Raw genomic sequence first — 17,591 nt, forward strand, 5'->3', positions numbered from 1 at the left:
CTCGACGTGGTGACAAACGTGTGAGAAGTTTGGCTGACTAAGAGTGGATTCGGGTGCTTAGCTCAGTTGGTAGAGCGGCGCCCTTACAAGGCGTAGGTCGGGAGTTCGAGCCTCTCAGCACCCACCAAGCAGTCAAACATGCAGTTGATCAGGAGTGGTAGTTCAGTCGGTTAGAATACCGGCCTGTCACGCCGGGGGTCGCGGGTTCGAGTCCCGTCCACTCCGCCAAAAAATTGAGAAAAGGCGAACGAAAGTTCGCCTTTTTTCTTATGTGGCGCCGCTTTTGGCAATGGCTTCAGCGGTACTGGCTTATGGGCCTTTCGAGTGCTAAGCTGAAACGCTGTTTTTGCAATCCGTCTTCTTGGACTGAACGATGTTTGATTTCATTCGCACGCACCAGCGCCTGATGCAGTTCCTGCTGCTGCTGTTCATCTTCCCTTCATTTGCATTCTTTGGGCTTGAGGGCTATACCCGCTTTAGCGAAGGCAACAATGCCATCGCCACAGTCGCAGGCAACCCGATCACGCAGCAGGAGTTCGATGCGGCACAGCGCGAGCAAATGGAGCGCATTCGCCAGATGTTCGGGGGGCAATTCGATCCCGCGATGCTCGATACGCCGGAAGCGCGCCAGAGCGTGCTGGATGGATTGATCGCCCAGCGCGTCATTGCCGCCGAAGCCAGCAGCAACCTTCTTTCGGTGAGCGACCAGGCGCTGCAGCAAACGATCCTCGGCATTCCCGGCATGATCGGGGCGGACGGCAAATTCGACAGCGAGCGCTACAAGTCGCTGCTGGCGGCGCAAGGAATGACTCCTGCGATGTATGAGGCCCGCCTGCGCCAGGAGTTGATCGTGCAGCAGGTCAGCAACAGCGTGCAGAACACGGCGTTCGCCCCCAAGGCCGTCGCGAACCGCTTGTCCGACTTGAACGACCAGGAAAGGACCGTGCAGGAAGCCGTTTTCAAGACTGGTGACTATGTATCTCAGGTGAAGGTGACGGACGAGATGCTGAAGGCCTATTACGAAAAGAATGCAAAGCAGTTCGAAGTTCCCGAACAGGTGAAAGCCGAATATGTCGTTCTGAACAGTGACGCGGTTGCGGCACAGATCAGCGTCAGCGACGCAGACGTCAAATCTTATTACGACCAGAATGCCGCACGCTATTCGGAAGAAGAGCAGCGCCGCGCCAGCCATATCCTGATCAAGGCGGACAAGGACGCGTCGGCGGCAGACAAGGCGGCGGCGAAGGAGAAAGCGGAAAAGCTGCTTGCGCAGGTCCGCAAGAATCCAGCGGATTTTGCCAAGGTCGCCAAAGAAAACTCCCAGGATCCAGGTTCCGCCGAACGTGGCGGCGATCTTGATTTCTTTGGCAAGGGCATGATGGTCAAGTCTTTTGAAGACGCCGCGTTCAAGCTGAAGCAGGGCGACATCAGCGACGTGGTTGAATCGGATTTCGGCTATCACATCATTCAGGTCACTGCGATAAAGCCCGCCGTCGTCAAGCCGCTCGATGAAGTGAAGGCGCAGATTGCGGCCGATATCAAAAAGCAGCTCGCTGCGAAGAAATTCACCGAGATGGCCGAGCAGTTCACCAACATGGTGTACGAACAGTCGGATAGCCTGAAGCCGGTTGCCGACAAGCTCGGACTGAAGATTGAAACCGCCGCCGGCCTGACGCGCACTCCAAATCCCGCGACGGCGCCAACCGCGCCTTATAACAATCAGAAGTTTCTGAATGCACTGTTCTCCGACGAAGCGGTCAAGAACAAGCGCAATACCGAAGCGGTTGAAATCGCGCCGAGCACATTGATCGCCGGACGAGTGGTTGAGCACAAGCCCGTTTCTCAGCGGCCGTTCGAGGAAGTACAGGCGGTCGTGCGCGAGCGCGTTACGCAGGAAGAGGCTGCCGCGCTGGCCAAGAAGGCCGGCGAGGCAAAGCTGGCTGCCGCAAAGTCCGGCGACACCGCAGGCTTCGGCGAAGCCAAGACGGTCTCGCGCACCAAGGCGCAGGGCGTTGTCCAGGCGGCGCTGCCGTCCATCATGCGTGCGGATGCGACCAAGCTTCCCGCTTACGTCGGTGTCGACCTCGGTGCTCAGGGTTACGGCGTCTACAAGATCACTAAGCTTGCACAGCCCACCAATCCCGACACGGCAAGGCGCACTGCCGAGCAGCAGCAGATCGCCAATGCACTCGCCCAGCAAGAAGCACTTGCCTACCTTGAAGTCTTGAAGAAGAAGGCAGAGGTCGAAGTGCTCAAGCCGGTCGACAGTCCGAAGGCGTCTACGGAAAACAATTAAGTCCTGAGTTTAGAAAAACTAAAAAACCGCTGAAGTCTGACTTCAGCGGTTTTTTCATTGTGCGCCCAAATTGTGCAAGCTTTCTCGACCGGTTGCTGAAAAAGGGGCGCCGAATGCGTGGTCCCGAGAGCCGCAGACTTATTTCGAAAGCAGGGGCTTGAGATGGGGCCACATGTTGTCAAGCATGATCGGCTGCGCTTCGGCCTGCGGGTGAATGCGGTCGGCCTGGAAAAGCTCTGGGCGTTCCGCAACGCCTTCGAGCAGGAAGGGAACCAGTCCGATATTGGCCTCCTTCGCAATCGTGCCGTACATGCGCGAGAATTGCCGCGCATAGTCCTGGCCGTAATTGGGCGGGATCTGCATGCCTACCAGCAGGACTTTTGCCTTTGCGGTTTGCGCAGCCTTTACCATGTCGTTTAGATTCGACATTGCCGCCTTAACCGGCAAACCTCGCAAGCCGTCGTTTCCGCCGAGTTCGATGACGACGACATCGGGGCGGTGCTGATTCAGCAGGGCCGGTAGCCGCGCCTTGCCCCCGCTGGTTGTTTCACCGCTGATGCTGGCATTGACGATGACCGCATCGATTTTTTCCTGCCTGATTTTCTTCTCGAGCAATGCCACCCAGCCGCTACCGCGTGCCAGTCCATACTCTGCGGAAAGGCTATCGCCCAGCACAAGCAAGGTTTTTGGTGCAGAATGTGCGCAAGCCGATGCAATCGTCAGCATGAATGCCAACAGCCAGTATCGTACCCCCCAACTTCCCCCAACTTTCCTCAAATCATCCTGCATGCCGGAATCTTCCTTGATAAATAATGCGATTGAAGTCGTTCAATTGAGCAAGCGAGTCTCTGATGCCACGGGCGAGCTCACCATTCTCAGGGACATTGATTTTACCGTGCAGTCCGGCGAGACGCTGGCGATCGTCGGCGCATCCGGTTCCGGCAAGTCGACCTTGCTCGGGCTGCTTGCAGGACTGGATACTCCGTCGTCTGGCGCGGTCAGGTTGGACGGCGCCGATATCTTTGCGCTGAACGAGGACGGACGCGCCGGGTTGAGGCAGGCAAAGCTCGGATTCGTGTTCCAGTCCTTCCAGCTACTGTCGCATCTGACTGCGCTGGAGAACGTGATGCTGCCGCTGGAGTTACGGCGAGATGAACAGGCTCGTGAAAAGGCGGAGGCGATGCTGGGCAGGGTAGGCTTGTCCAGCCGCCTGCGGCACTATCCTAAGTTCATGTCAGGCGGCGAGCAGCAGCGTGTCGCGCTGGCGCGTGCGTTCGTCACGGAACCGCCGTTACTATTCGCCGACGAACCGACCGGCAGCCTCGATGCCGCGACCGGCGATGCAGTCATCAAGCTGATGTTCGAACTCAATGCGGAACGCGGTTCGACGCTGGTCCTCGTAACGCACGATCCATCGATTGCGGCCCGCTGCCGCAGAACCATCACCATTTCCGCGGGACAGCTTGTCTAGGATGGCTGAATGCGGAGCTTTGCGGCGGCGAGGTAGTACCGTAGCGCCACTGTCGACATCATCAGTACGGTCTAACAAAGTCACCGATGCGAACGCCGGTGTTCGACGTACGCGGCGCCCATGCCGCTTGCGCAAATGATGGCGATGCCTGCGGTGGTAAGCATGTCGGGCAGTTGCCCGAACACCAGCCAACCCATGGTCGTTGCGGAAATCACCTGCAGGTAAAAGAAGGGCGTGAGCAGCGACGCTTCCGCATGGCGGTAGGCGGTGTTTACGAGAAAGTGTCCAAGGGTGCTGGTGACGCCGGTCGATGCAAGGATCAGTCCTTCGCGAAGAGTCATCGATTGCGTCGACCAGAAGAAGGGAACGATGCACGTGCTGGCGAGCATGCCGATGAGTCCGCCGTAGAACAGCGTCACTACCGGCGGGTCGAACTGATTCATCTTTCGGTTCAGCATCGAGACGATGGCAAAGACGCATGCGGAGGCCGCGCCGAGCATGACGCCGGTCGAGGAAATCGCGCCGCCGGGACGCATTACCACCAGCATGCCGACGAAGCCCAACCCCACCGCAATCCATCTGGAAGGATAAGACTTTTCCTTCAGCATCCAGGGCGATACCGCCAGCACGATGAGCGGTGCGCAGAAATTCATTGCCGTGCCTTCGGCCAAAGGCACTATCTTCAGGACGGAAAAGAAGACAAGGGTGGAGAGCAGCAGGAGCAGCGCGCGAAAAACCTGCAGCCCGGGATGGCGCGACCGCAGAATACTCGTCCCGGTGCGCCGCCGGTACAGTGGCGCAAGCGTGAGCGCCATGACTGCGGTGTTGATGGTATAGCGCATCCAGGCAATCATCACGACGTGATAACCGGCCTGGGCCAGCAGCTTGCCGGCGGTATCAAGCAGCGAGAGTGTCCATTGTCCGAGGATCAGGCAGGCGATGCCGATCCAGAGACTAGTGGGGCGAGTTATCAATTTGTTGGTCAACTGATAGACGAGAAGCGCGCCGATACGGCGTCGATAATGCGCGCAAAATGCTTACAAGGGAGCGGCCTTGCTCTGCTTGTTTCCTTGTCTCGACGCGATTTCGCCACATTTGCCTTCAACAAATTCCAAGTCACCGCTCTAGGCCCGGCTTGCATGCTGTTCGGTCAATTCATTGTAGATAGCCCGAGCAGCCGGAATCAGCTCGCTGGCGGTGACGCCGATAGGCCCTACACCGTCCTCGATCAGGCGGTCGGCAGCGCGTCCGTGCATCCATGCGGCGGCAAGCGCCGCATCCCAGACCGGAAGCGATTGCGCCAGCAGCGCGCCGCACATGCCGGCGAGGACGTCGCCGCTGCCGGCGGTGGCGAGCGCCGGATTGCCGGTGGCGTTGATGATGAGCTTCCCGTCCGGGCGTGCGATGACGCTGCCCGATCCCTTGAGGATGACGACACTGTTGCACTCCAGCGCGATGCGGCGCGCCGCCTCCAGGCGCGAGGACTGGACCTCGCCCGTATTAAGCCGCAGCAGGCGCGCGGCTTCCAGCGGATGCGGGGTCATCAGAGACGGCACCGACCTGGCCGCCAGCGCATCTTTCAGGTCTGCGTGCACGGCAAGCAGGTTCAATGCATCGGCATCGAGCACCAGCGGCCGGTCCGACTGCAGCGCCTTGCGCAGTACGGCAAGCGCCTGGTCGGATGTACCGAGACCCGGGCCGATGACGATCGTACCCGCGTCGAGTTCCAGGTCGCCGGCGCGCCTGCACATCAGCTCCGGCTGCGATGGATCGTAGGGCAGCACCTCGTCCAGGAAACCGATGAACACTCGTCCGGCTCCCGATTTCGCCGCCGCCCTTGCGGACAGCACCGGCGCCCCGACCATGCCGTGCGCGCCGCCGATGACGGTCACATCACCGTAGCTTCCCTTGTGCGAGCTATGAAGGCGCTTGCGCAGGCTGGACGCGAAGTGCAAGACGCTGCCTAGCCATGCGCGCGCGGGAACGAACAGTTCAGGGGCCACGTCCAGCGCCGCGACCTGGACTTCACCCGCGTGGTCGCGTCCATCGAAGGTATGCAGTCCCGGTTTGTTGCCGATGAAGGTCAGTGTATGCGTGGCCCGCACCGCGATGCCGTCCTCGCCGATCACGCGGCCGGTGTCGGCGTCGAGTCCGCTCGGTACATCCAAAGCAAGCACTGGGCAGTCGAGGCTGTTGATCGCCTCCACCAGGCTGCGCAAGTCTCCCGAGATCGGCCGCCCCAGGCCGATGCCGAACAAGCCATCCACCACCAGGTCCCAGACGACCGGATGACGCACCGCATCGGGATTCGGCGCGATGAGGCGCACGCCGACGGCTTGCGCGCGTTCGAGAGCGCGCTGCGCATCTTCCGGCTGGCGATCGGGGTCCGCGGATACCATGACGGTGGGATGCAGGCCGGCATCGGCAAGCAGCACCGCCATGACCAGCGCATCGCCGCCGTTGTTACCGGGACCGGCCACGAGAAGCACCTTGGGGGAGTCGGCGACGCGGCTGAGCAGCGCCAGCGCCACCGAGGCCGCGGCCCTTGCGGCACGTTGCATGAGCGTGCCCGGCGGAATATCGGCCATGGCTTTTCCCTCGATCGCGCGGATCTCTGCAACACTGTAGAGCGCGGTCGGATCGTGGCGGAAGGTGTTGGCGGGGGGCGATGGCATCCGGTAGCTCACTGGTGATCTGTTCATGACTGGTCTCGCAATCTTGTTGTTGTAACTTGTGTTGCCGCCTGCGGGTTGCCGTCAGGCGCCGGGTCAGGCCCTTCCCGCCATCGCTGCGGCATGCTCAGCAACGGCCAGCGCAGCAGTCAGCCCCGGTGATTCAATCCCGTACAGTCCAAGATAATGCGGACTGCCGTGGCTGCAGAACAGAAAATCGGCGGCCGGATCGCCCGGGCCGCTGATCTTGGGCCGTACACCCGAATACGCAGGCTGCAGGGCGCCATCGGCCAGTTTCGGCCAGTAGGCCCTGATCTCCCGATAAAACCGGTCCGCTCGCTCCGGGGCGACCCGGTAGTCGAGCTCGTCGCCGGGCGTGTCCAGCCACTCGACATCAGGACCGAAGCGCGCCTGGCCGCCCAAGTCCAGCGTCAGATGCACGCCGAGGCCGCCCGGTTCCGGCACCGGATACACCAGGCGTGAGAACGGGGATTTTCCGGCTAGCGAATAATAATTTCCCTTCGCGAACCAGGCGCGCGGGGTTGGACGCTGGTCCAGTCCTCCGATGAGGCCGGCGATCCGAGGCGCCCACAGTCCTGCGCAATTGACGAGCAAGCCGGTTGAGATCTCCATCTCCGTGCCATCGGAGGTCCGGACCGACAGGATGACCGTGTCCGTCTCAAGGCGCGCGGCGTGTACGCGGCTGTCGAAGGCGAATACCGCGCCCGCATTTTCCGCATCGCCTTGCAAGGCCAGCATGTAGGCATGGCTGTCGATGATGCCGGTGCTGGGAGACCACAAGGCGCCGACGCAGGAAAGCTCGGGTTCGAGATCGCGCACCTGCTGCGGGCTCAGGGGAACGACTTCATGGCAGCCGTTGGCGATGGCTTGATCATGGATCTGGCCGAGCTTTGGCAACTGCGCGTCGGAGGTGGCTACGATCAGCTTGCCGCAGCGCCGGTGCGGAATGCCGCGCTCGCGGCAGTATGCGTAAAGCGCATCGCGTCCCCGGACGCACAGGCGGGCCTTCAGGCTGCCGGTAGGGTAATACAGCCCGGCATGGATGACTTCGCTGTTGCGTGAACTCGTTTCCATGCCAATGGCGGCATGCTGCTCTACGACCAGCACTTCGCGTCCGCCGAGTGCAAGCGCGCGCGCCGTGGCCAGTCCGACCACGCCCGCGCCGATGACGATGCAATCCACTTTATCCATAGCGTGCCAAAGTCAGTCCGTCCAGGTCGATGTCGGGAGCGCTGCCGGAGACCAGGTCGGCCAGCACCTTGCCTGCGCCCGCGGCCATGGTCCAGCCGCCGGAACCGTGGCCGATGTTGATATAGACATTGCGCGCGGGTGTCGTTCCCAGCAGCGGCGGGCCGTCCGGCAGTGTCGGAAGGGCGCCGCTCCAGAAACTCGCCTTGCCGTAGATGGCGGCATGCGGGAACCAGTCGCTGCCCACCCGTGCCAGGGTCCGCAGCGCGCGGTCCTGCAATTCCTCGGTGCGCGTGCCGAACTCCGGTATGCCGGCGATGCGAATGCGCCCGCCCATGCGTGCCAGCGTGACACTGTAGGCTTCATCGATGATGGTAGCCACCGGCGCATGATCGAAGTTCTTGATGTTGGCCGTCGCCACGTAGCTCTTGACAGGGTAGACCGGCAGCTGGACGCCGAACGGTTTGAGCAGACGCATGCTGTCGGCGCCTGCCGCAATCACGACCGCATCGGCATTGAAGCGGTTGCCGCCGATGCGCAACCCGACGCCTCCGGCTTCAGGTTCGAGCGCCTCGACCGCGCTGGTGAAGTGAAACTGCACGCCCATCGATGTGCAAACGGTCTTGAGCCGCTTGGCGAACAGCGGACAGTTGCCGGCCTCGTCTTCGGGAAAGTAGACGGCAGAGTCCAGCGGCGTATGCGTCGACAGCATGGGTTCGACCGCCTGAGCGCCTTTCGCGTCCAGCATCAGGAAGGGCACGTCGTATTCGGCCAGCAGGCTGAGCGCCGGTTCGGCCAGCTTAAGGTCCTTCGCACTGCGAAACAGCTGCAGTACCCCGCGCGTCTGTTCATAGTCGATCTCGTAATGCCTGCTCATCAGTTGCAGGATATCGCGGCTGTAGGTCGCCAGTCGCTGCATGCGCAGCTTGTTGATCCTGAATCGCTCCAGATCGCACTCATCCAGCCAGCGGCTGATCCAGCGCCACAGCGCGCGGTCCGCGGACGGCTTGAAGCTGACGGCGGATTCCGACTTGAAAAGCGAGGACAGTATCTTGCGCGGCATGCCCGGCGCGGCGGACGGGCCGGAATAGGCAGGAGCCACGAGGCCGGGGTTGGTGTGGCTCGCTTCCTCGGCCACGTTATGGTGGCGTTCTATGACCACGACGTCATGACCGGCCTCGGCCAGGAAATAGGCGGTGCAGACGCCGGCAATGCCGCCTCCGATGACGGCTACTTGTTTTTGTGTCACGAATTAACCCGGGAACCTGTTGAATGCTGATGAATGTGCAAGAGCGACCGACATCATCGTAAGACAAGCCCGCCGGAAAGACATTGACGCCATCGAATCGCCGCTTCGCTTTGCGCGTCACATCGTTTCGGAAGGCGCCATTCGGCAAGGCTTGCGACCAGTCGTAGACCCCGAGGCACATATCGAGTTCGAAGGCCACATTCTAATCGTTGCCTGTATGAGGCGTGTCGGCTTCGTTGCGCTGCCGCCCGAATTTGTCTCTGAGAAACGTCACCAGGGCCCGTACCGCTGGCGAGATGACGCTGCGATGGGGGTAGACCGCATTGAGCGGAGTATCCTCGCCGGCATGATCGTCTAACAGGGTGACCAGCGTGCCTCGCTGCAGATCCGGCCACACGTCCAGCCATGACTTGTAGGCAATACCGAGACCGGCTACCGCCCATTCGCGGACGATGCCGCCGTCATCGGCCATGCGGTCGCCGCGCACCTTGATTTCGAGTGTTTCCTTGCCGGTACTGAACCGCCAGGTGTTGAACAGGCCCGGCGTGAGGTAGTACAGCAGGCAATTATGCTCGCTCAGTTCGCGCAGCGTTCTTGGCCGCCCATGCCGTTCCAGGTAGCCGGGAGATGCGACAACCACCCGCCGGTTATCGGCGATATGCTGGGATACCAGCGACGAGTCGTCCAGCCGCCCATATCGAAGGGCGATGTCCACCGGATCGCGGCGAAGGTCGATGACCCTGTCGGCGAATTGTAGGGAAAGCATGACTTCAGGATGCAGTTCCTGAAACTGGTTGAGCCATGGCAGCAGGACCTGGCGCCCCAGGTCCGACGGCGCGGACAGCCTGAGCTGGCCGCGCACCTTGTCCCGGCCGGCCATCAGCATGGCTTCGCCCTCGGACAGGAGGGCCAGCGCATTGCGGCAATATTCCAGGAAAATCTCGCCGTCCGGTGTCAGCCGCAGGCTCCGGGTGGAGCGGGCAAAGAGCAGCACGCCCAGTCTTTGTTCCAGCCGGCGAAGCGCAGCGCTCGCCGCGGCCGGCGTCTGATGCAGCATGCGGGCTGCGCGCGTCAGGTTGCCGCAGTCTGCGGTGCGGACAAAGAGTTGCAGATCGGCGGTCGAATACATTGTCAAAAACTTTTTGAAATTCAATTCATTATTGTGCTGTTTATCAAAAATCTCAACAGGACGATAATTTTCGCAATCCGGGCCGGCCGCCTCGATTGACATGCGGACAAGGCCGGCACCCATTTCCATCAAAGCGAAAATAGGAGCACAAATGAAAGCCATTGCACTGACCCGGTATCTGCCGATCAGCCATCCGGAATCCCTTTTCGATACCACGATTGACAAGCCGGCCGCCGCCGGCAGCGACCTGCTGGTGGCGATCAAGGCCATCGCCGTCAATCCCGTCGATACCAAGGTGCGGGCGCCGAAGGACACGGTCGAGGAGACGCCGCGCGTGCTGGGCTGGGATGCGGCAGGCATCGTGGAAGCGGTCGGTCCCGACGTCACACGCTTCAAACCGGGCGATCGCGTGTTCTACGCGGGAGATATCACCCGGCCGGGCACCAACGCTGAATTCCATCTGGTCGACGAACGAATCGTCGGCCGGCTGCCCGACAGCATCTCCTTCGAAACCGCAGCGGCATTGCCGCTGACCGCCATCACCGCATGGGAAGCGCTGTTCGACCGCCTGCGGGTGCCGACGCCGCCGCATGCCATGCCGCGCAAGTCCATTCTCATCATCGGCGGTGCCGGCGGCGTCGGTTCAATCGCGGTGCAGCTGGCCGCCCGGATCGCGGGGCTGGAAGTGGTCGCCACCGCATCGCGCCCGGAATCGATCGCCTGGGTGAGGGAGCTGGGTGCGCATCACGTGATCGATCATTTTGGCGACATGCCGGCGCAGCTGGCGGCGATCGGTTTTCCCGCAGTCGACTATGTGCTGATCCTGAACGACACAGACCGTCATCTTCCCGCGGCGACCAGCGTCGTTGCTCCGCAGGGAAGCATTTGCACAATCGTGGAAAACAAGCATGCGCTGGATGTGAGCCCCCTGAAGTCGAAGAGCGCCGCTTTCGTGTGGGAATTCATGTTCACGCGATCGATGTACAAGACCGACGACATGATCGAGCAGGGCAGGCTGCTGGAGGAAGTTGCCCGCCTGCTCGAGTCGGGTCAACTGAAGGCAACCGGTACCGAGGTGATCAGTCCAATTAACGCCGCCAACCTGCGGGAAGCGCATGCCCGGCTTGAAGCCGGCCACGTGATCGGCAAGCTGGTGCTGAAGGATTTCTGATCCTGCCACGCGGATGCACCGGCCATGCGTTGGCCGGTGATTGCCTTCGAGTATCGAGATAGCGGACTATTCGGACTATTGAGCCCGAAGGGGATGCAGCGCGCCTTCGATGGCTCGCGCCACGGCGAGCACCTTGCGGTCCGCCATCGCGGGGCCGGCCACCGACAGGCCGACCGGCAGCGTTCCTTCCTCGTGGCACGGCAGAGAAACCGCACATCCGTCGAGCAGGTTGATGGTGGACGGGTTGCGCAGCAAGAGTCCGTTGGCCTTGAAAAATGCATCTTCCGATGCTTCCAGTTCGGCAATCGGGGGCGCAACAATCGGCACCGTCGGCATGATCAGTGAATCGAAGGGGCCGAGCGCTTCCTCCATCCGGTTGATCCAGTTGCGGCGCTTGCGATGCAGGTCGATGTAGTCGGCCGCACTCATCGACTCTCCGGTCCTGATGCGCTTGGCAACGCGGGCGTCGTATTCGGCTTCGCTGCTGGCCAGCAGATCGCGGTGCCAGGCAAAGGATTCGGCGCCGGAAAACTTGTTCAGGGCCGCCGCCTCGGCAAGCAGGGCGAATGGAGCGTCGACGATCTTCGCGCCCGCAGCCGACAGCCGTGTCAGCGCCGCCGAGAACGATGCCGCGACATGCGGTTCGAGCGCATCGAGCGCCACGGTCGAGGGCACGGCAAGCCGCACGCCGGCCAGCGGCAGTTCCGGAATCGCCAGTTCGTTGTCGGCAATGATGCCGTCGACCAGTATGCAATCGTCGACCGAGCGCGCCATCGCGCAGATCGTGTCGAGCGTCGTCGAGAGCGGAATCGTGCCCGCAGTCGGCACCCGGCGCGCGGTCGGCTTGAAGCCGACGATGCCGCACAGAGCTGCGGGGATGCGAATCGATCCGCCGGTATCGGAACCGATGGCCGCCACGCACAGGCCTGTCGCGACCGAGACCGCGGCACCTGAAGAGGAACCTCCGGGAATGCGTGCCACATCGCTCGCCGCCGGGTTGGCCGGCGTCCCGTAATGCGGATTGAGCCCTACGCCGGAAAAGGCGAATTCCGTCATGTTGGTCTTGCCGACGATTGCCGCTCCCGCGATGCGAAGCCGCTTGACCACCGGCGCATCGGATTTCGCAATGGGCGCACCGCGCAGCACAGTCGATCCCGCCAGCGTGGTTTCGCCGGCGACGTCGATCAGGTCCTTGATCGAAACCGGCAAGCCTGCCAGCGGAGAGACTTCCACGCCAGCGGCGCGCATTGCGTCGGCGTGATCGCCTGCCGCGAGCGCGGCGCCGGCATAGAGACGCGTAAAGACCGACTGCGACTTCTGCGCCTCCTCGAGGCAGACGTCGACCAGGGAGCGGCGGGAATAGCGCGCAAGCGCGGGAATCGATTTAGAGGTGAGGGGGTTCATGCAGGATCGTACTCGCTGAAACGACGAATTGGCGTGGCAACAATAGCATATCGGCACGCCGGAGATAAGCCTGCACGGCATGCCGCACCGCAGGCATGCCGAAATGCGCCGTTTTTTCTATAGGGACGAGCCGGATTCAAGCAGGCCTTGCCTCATTAGCGACCTGATTCCGGACATGCATTTCGCATGGCGACGATCTCGGGAACCGACTTCATGCCAATTCCACTCACTTTTGTAGCATCCGATGTAGAACTGTCAACCTCCCTTTAAGAAAGAACCCTATGTCAACTTCCGTATCTAGATCTACAAGCCCGACGGCTCCCCCAAGTCCACGGCCGGGGGAAAACCATGAGCTGTCCAGAATCATGTTGCCTCCAGGTCGTGAAACAGATTTGGACGTGATAAGAAAAACGCTTCAGCGTGAGTACACCCCAGTTGAAAAACGAGAGTTTCTGTTAGACACCTTGGAGCGCCTGCGTAACGAGCCTAACAAGGACGAAACCAAGACGAATCTTACTCCCCTGTTGCAAGACTATTTCGACAAGAAGCTCAGTTCTGAAGGGCGTGGGGAACTGGAAAATATACTGGGAATCAACCTCGACGCGTTGAATTCCAGGCCAATAAAAATGTTGGAACCTGATCCTATACTTTTATAAAGCGGCGGATCTGCATTCGGCCCAGATAGGTCGCGGGCGATGCTTCTTGGCAGGATGCCATGCTGCGGCACGGGTTATAATCGCGGTTTCCCGTTATAACCCGCAGTTCGACGCCAGAAGCGTTGCCGCTGCCACACTTTTCTCGCCGCCATGTTGATTCTGCCAGGCTCCAATGCCCTGTCTGCCTTCCGTACCCAACGCCTTTTGTCACAATTGCAAGCAGTCGAGCCCGCCATTGTCGGCGTCACCGGCCGCTACCTGCATTTCATCGATGCGGCAAGCGCACCGAGCCAGGATGATGTCGGCCGCCTCGATGCGCTGCTGACCTACGGCGAACCCTTCGGCGGGAGCGCGGAGGGCGACGACTTCGTGGTTATCCCGCGTTTCGGCACGATTTCCCCCTGGGCGAGCAAGGCCACCGATATCGTGCACAACTGCGGCATGGCTTACATCAAGCGAGTCGAGCGCGGCATTGCCTACCGCGTGCAGGTGAAGTCCGGCCTGTTCGGCGGTGCGAAGAAACTGGCGGATGGCGCCATCGAACAAGTTGCAGCGCTGCTGCACGACAGGATGATCGAAACCGTGCTGCGCGACGCCAATGACGCTGCCGGCCTGTTCCGCGAGCTGGAAGCCAAGCCGCTGGAATTCATCGACGTGCTCGCCGGCGGCAAGGATGCGCTGGTGAAGGCCAACGGCGAACTCGGCCTGGCCTTGTCGGAAGACGAGATCGACTACCTGCTCAATGCTTTCACCCAGGCCAGGCGCAACCCGACCGACGTCGAACTGATGATGTTTGCGCAGGCCAACAGCGAACACTGCCGCCACAAGATCTTCAATGCCGACTGGACCATCGACGGCGTCGCGCAGGACAAGTCGCTGTTCGCAATGATCAAGAACACGCACCAGCTCAACCCCAAGGGCACGGTGGTCGCCTACAGCGACAATTCCTCGATCATAGAGGGCGCGCCAGTAATGCGCTTTTATCCGCGCGGCGCGGCCAGCGGCAACGTGTACGAAGGCTCGGAGGAGCTGACCCACATCCTGATGAAGGTGGAGACCCATAATCATCCGACCGCGATTTCGCCATTCCCCGGCGCATCCACCGGCGCCGGCGGCGAGATCCGGGACGAGGGCGCTACCGGCCGCGGCGCCAAGCCCAAGGCCGGCCTGACAGGGTTCACGGTTTCCAACCTCATGATCACGCACGCGGTGCAGCCTTGGGAGAATGCGCGCGACGCCACCGAGCCGGTCGCCTCGCGCCAGCCGCACGGCCAAGGCGGCATCTATGGCAAGCCGGAACGCATCGCTTCGCCGCTGCAGATCATGATCGAGGGACCGATCGGCGGTGCGGCATTCAACAATGAATTCGGCCGTCCGAATCTCGGCGGTTATTTCCGCACCTACGAACAGAACATCGGCGGCAAGGTGGCCGGCTATCACAAACCGATCATGATCGCCGGCGGTATGGGCAACATCTCCGCCAAGCATACGAGCAAGCACGATCTGCCGGTCGGCAGCCTGCTGATCCAGCTCGGCGGCCCCGGCATGCGCATCGGCATGGGCGGCAGCGCCGCATCGTCGATGGCCACCGGCACCAATACCGCCGACCTCGATTTCGACTCGGTGCAGCGCGGAAATCCGGAAATGGAGCGCCGCGCCCAGGAAGTGATCAATGCCTGCTGGGCAATGGGCGACAGCAATCCTATCCTGTCCATCCACGACGTCGGAGCCGGCGGCCTGTCGAACGCCTTCCCCGAGATCACCAATGATGCCAAGCGCGGGGCGATCTTCGATCTGCGCAAGGTACCGCTGGAAGAGAGCGGCATGGCGCCCAAGGAAATCTGGAGCAATGAATCGCAGGAGCGCTACGTGCTGGCAATCGCACCTGACAGCCTGCCGCTGTTCCAGTACCTGTGCGAGCGGGAGCGCTGCCTGTTCGCCGTCGTCGGCACCGCGACCGAGGAGCGTCAGCTGAAGGTGATCGATCCGGAGCACGGCAACAATCCGGTCGACATGCCGATGGAAGTCCTGCTCGGCAAGCCGCCTAAGATGCATCGTGACGTCACTCATGTGAAGAACGAATTCCCGCCGGTCGACCTGACCGGCATCGACCTGGTGGAAGCCGGAAGGCGTGTGCTGCTGCTGCCGACGGTGGCCGACAAGTCCTTCCTGATCACCATCGGCGACCGTACCGTCGGCGCCACCTCGGTGCGCGACCAGATGGTCGGCCCCTGGCAGGTGCCGGTGGCAGACTGCGCGGTCACGACCATGAGTTTCGAAGGCTATCGCGGCGAAGCGATGGCCATGGGCGAGCGCACCCCGCTGGCCGTGATCGATGCCGCCGCATCCGGCCGCATGGCGGTCGGCGAGGCGATCACCAATATCGCCGCCGCGCCGATCGGCGACCTGTCCGACATCAAGCTGTCAGCCAACTGGATGGCGGCCTGCGGACAGCCGGGGCAGGACGCGGCGCTGTTCGATACCGTCAAGGCGGTCGGCATGGAACTGTGCCCGGCGCTCGGCATCAGCATCCCGGTCGGCAAGGATTCGCTGTCGATGCGCACCACCTGGAAGGACCAGGATGGTGCCAAGGAAGTCACCTCGCCGGTGTCGCTGATCGTGTCGGCCTTCGCGCCTGTGACGGACGTGCGGCTGTCGCTGACGCCGCAGCTGCGCACCGACCTCGGCGAGACCGTGCTCATCCTGATCGACCTCGGCCGCGGCAAGAACCGCATGGGCGCCTCGGCGCTGACGCAGGTCATGCAGCAGCTCGGCAACGAGGTGCCTGACGTCGACAGCGCTGAAGACCTGAAGGCCTTCTTCAACGCGGTGCGCCAGCTCAATACCGAACGCAAGCTGCTGGCCTACCATGACCGCTCCGACGGCGGCCTGTTCGCCACCCTGTGCGAAATGGCGTTCGCCGGACGCACCGGCCTGTCGATCAACCTCGATATCCTGACCATGGAAGGCGAGCACGCCTCCGACTGGGGCGATTCCAAGAACTGGGCTTCGCAGGTGGGCGAACGCCGCAATGAAATGACGCTGCGCGCGCTGTTCAGCGAAGAGCTGGGCGCCGTCATCCAGGTCAAGGCGGAGCACAAGAGCGACGTGATGACGGTGCTGCGCTCCTACAACCTCGGCGCCTGCAGCCACATCATCGGCAAGCCGAACGAGCGCGACGTGATCGAAATGATGCGCGACGCCAAGCTGGTCTACGAACAGCCGCGCATCGAACTCCAGCGCCTGTGGAGCGAAACCAGCTGGCGCATCGCGCGCCTGCGCGACAATCCGGCCTGCGCCGATGCGGAATACGACCGCATCCTCGATAGCTCCGACCCCGGCATGAATCCGGTCATCACCTTCGACCAGCAGGTCGACATCGCAGCGCCGTTCATTGCCACGGGCGTCAAGCCGAAGGTGGCGATCCTGCGCGAGCAGGGCGTCAATTCGCATGTCGAGACCGCCTACGTGATGCACAAGTCGGGCTTCACGGCGATCGACGTGCACATGAGCGACCTGATCGCCGGCCGCGCGCGCCTCGCCGACTTCAGCGGCTTCATCGCCGTCGGCGGCTTCTCCTACGGCGACGTGCTGGGTGCGGGCGAGGGCTGGGCCAAGACCATCCTGTTCAATGCGAAACTGGCCGAACAGTTCTCAGTCTTCTTCAACCGTGGCAACACCTTCGCGCTCGGCATCTGCAACGGCTGCCAGATGATGAGCAACCTCAAGTCCATCATTCCCGGCGCCCATGCCTGGCCGAAGTTCACCCGCAACAAGTCGGAGAAGTTCGAGGCGCGCTTCGCCATGGTGGAAGTGACCAATTCGCCGTCAATCTTCTTCAACGACATGGCCGGCACGCAAAGCCCGATCGCGGTTGCCCACGGCGAAGGCTATGCCGACTTTTCACAGACCGGCAATATCGACGAAGCGATCGTCGCCATGCGCTGGATCGACAACCATGGCCGGCCGACCGAGACTTATCCCTACAACCCGAACGGCTCGCCCAACGGCATCACTTCGGTCACCACGCCCGATGGACGCTTTACCGTCCTGATGCCGCATGCGGAGCGGGCCTTCCGCACCGTCCAGCATTCCTGGCATCCGGATGGATGGGGCGAGCACGGCCCGTGGATGCGTATGTTTCGCAATGCGCGCAAGTGGGTGGGGTAATTCCGCTTTCGCCGGCGTGGCGGGGGTAAGTATCATCATGCCCGGCACCGTCGATCCTTGAATAAAACGGGCGGTTCCTTAGAGCGGATTGCGGGTGGGTGTAGAGAAGAATCGGTTTGTCTTGGGATGCAGGGCAAGGCGAGAGAAGCGCCGTGTGGCGGGCC

General features: G+C 61.9%; 12 protein-coding genes and 2 tRNA genes. 7 read left to right on the top strand and 7 right to left on the bottom strand.

Features of this window, described 5'->3' with window-relative positions:
- Positions 1–51 precede the first annotated feature (51 nt).
- From RY831_RS21975 to RY831_RS21985, 3 genes are all read left to right on the top strand, one after another.
- Positions 52–127: transfer RNA gene (locus RY831_RS21975), tRNA-Val, on the top strand.
- Positions 128–151: 24 nt separating this feature from the next.
- Positions 152–228 (top strand) — tRNA-Asp (locus RY831_RS21980).
- 145 nt (positions 229–373) lie between these two features.
- Complete coding sequence (locus RY831_RS21985; protein ID WP_326508519.1) at positions 374–2,296, top strand: SurA N-terminal domain-containing protein; 1,923 nt, start codon at positions 374–376, stop codon at positions 2,294–2,296.
- A 138-nt stretch (positions 2,297–2,434) separates the two neighbouring features.
- On the opposite strand, the gene RY831_RS21990 is transcribed toward RY831_RS21985, so the two are convergent.
- Positions 2,435–3,022, bottom strand: a complete 588-nt coding sequence (locus RY831_RS21990; RefSeq protein ID WP_326508520.1) for an arylesterase — start codon at positions 3,020–3,022, stop codon at positions 2,435–2,437.
- A gap of 61 nt (positions 3,023–3,083) precedes the next feature.
- Between RY831_RS21990 and RY831_RS21995 the strand changes: the two genes are divergently transcribed.
- On the top strand, positions 3,084–3,767 hold the full coding sequence (locus RY831_RS21995) for an ABC transporter ATP-binding protein (RefSeq protein ID WP_326508521.1): 684 nt from the start codon (positions 3,084–3,086) through the stop codon (positions 3,765–3,767).
- An 80-nt stretch (positions 3,768–3,847) separates the two neighbouring features.
- Here RY831_RS21995 and RY831_RS22000 read toward each other — a convergent pair whose 3' ends face one another.
- The 5 genes from RY831_RS22000 to RY831_RS22020 all read right to left on the bottom strand — a co-directional run bounded on the left by RY831_RS22000 (position 3,848) and on the right by RY831_RS22020 (position 10,026).
- Positions 3,848–4,741 (bottom strand): DMT family transporter, encoded by an 894-nt coding sequence (locus tag RY831_RS22000; protein ID WP_326508522.1) that lies wholly within the window; start codon positions 4,739–4,741, stop codon positions 3,848–3,850.
- Between the two features lie 150 nt (positions 4,742–4,891).
- Positions 4,892–6,442, bottom strand: a complete 1,551-nt coding sequence (locus tag RY831_RS22005; protein ID WP_326508543.1) for an NAD(P)H-hydrate dehydratase — start codon at positions 6,440–6,442, stop codon at positions 4,892–4,894.
- Positions 6,443–6,535: 93 nt separating this feature from the next.
- Entirely contained in the window at positions 6,536–7,651 is a 1,116-nt protein-coding gene (locus tag RY831_RS22010) for an NAD(P)/FAD-dependent oxidoreductase (protein ID WP_326508523.1), read from the bottom strand.
- Positions 7,644–8,897: a D-amino acid dehydrogenase gene (locus RY831_RS22015; RefSeq protein WP_326508524.1), complete on the bottom strand. Its 1,254-nt coding sequence runs from the start codon at positions 8,895–8,897 to the stop codon at positions 7,644–7,646. Before RY831_RS22015 ends, RY831_RS22010 begins: the two co-directional genes overlap by 8 nt.
- 202 nt (positions 8,898–9,099) lie before the next feature.
- A complete protein-coding gene (locus tag RY831_RS22020) occupies positions 9,100–10,026 on the bottom strand; it encodes a LysR family transcriptional regulator (protein ID WP_326508525.1) in 927 nt (308 codons plus the stop codon).
- A 151-nt stretch (positions 10,027–10,177) separates the two neighbouring features.
- Between RY831_RS22020 and RY831_RS22025 the strand changes: the two genes are divergently transcribed.
- Entirely contained in the window at positions 10,178–11,197 is a 1,020-nt protein-coding gene (locus RY831_RS22025; protein ID WP_326508526.1) for a zinc-binding alcohol dehydrogenase family protein, read from the top strand.
- A 75-nt stretch (positions 11,198–11,272) separates the two neighbouring features.
- Here RY831_RS22025 and RY831_RS22030 read toward each other — a convergent pair whose 3' ends face one another.
- Complete coding sequence (locus RY831_RS22030) at positions 11,273–12,601, bottom strand: amidase (RefSeq protein WP_326508527.1); 1,329 nt, start codon at positions 12,599–12,601, stop codon at positions 11,273–11,275.
- A 365-nt stretch (positions 12,602–12,966) separates the two neighbouring features.
- Between RY831_RS22030 and RY831_RS22035 the strand changes: the two genes are divergently transcribed.
- Both RY831_RS22035 and purL read left to right on the top strand, forming a co-directional pair.
- On the top strand, positions 12,967–13,257 hold the full coding sequence (locus tag RY831_RS22035; protein ID WP_326508528.1) for a hypothetical protein: 291 nt from the start codon (positions 12,967–12,969) through the stop codon (positions 13,255–13,257).
- A gap of 150 nt (positions 13,258–13,407) precedes the next feature.
- Positions 13,408–17,427, top strand: coding sequence for a phosphoribosylformylglycinamidine synthase (gene purL, locus RY831_RS22040; protein WP_326508529.1), 4,020 nt, complete (start codon positions 13,408–13,410; stop codon positions 17,425–17,427).
- Positions 17,428–17,591: the final 164 nt, after the last annotated feature.

Origin of the sequence: Noviherbaspirillum album (genome assembly GCF_035916955.1) — a bacterium.
GTDB classification, from domain to species: Bacteria; Pseudomonadota; Gammaproteobacteria; order Burkholderiales; family Burkholderiaceae_D; genus Noviherbaspirillum; species Noviherbaspirillum album.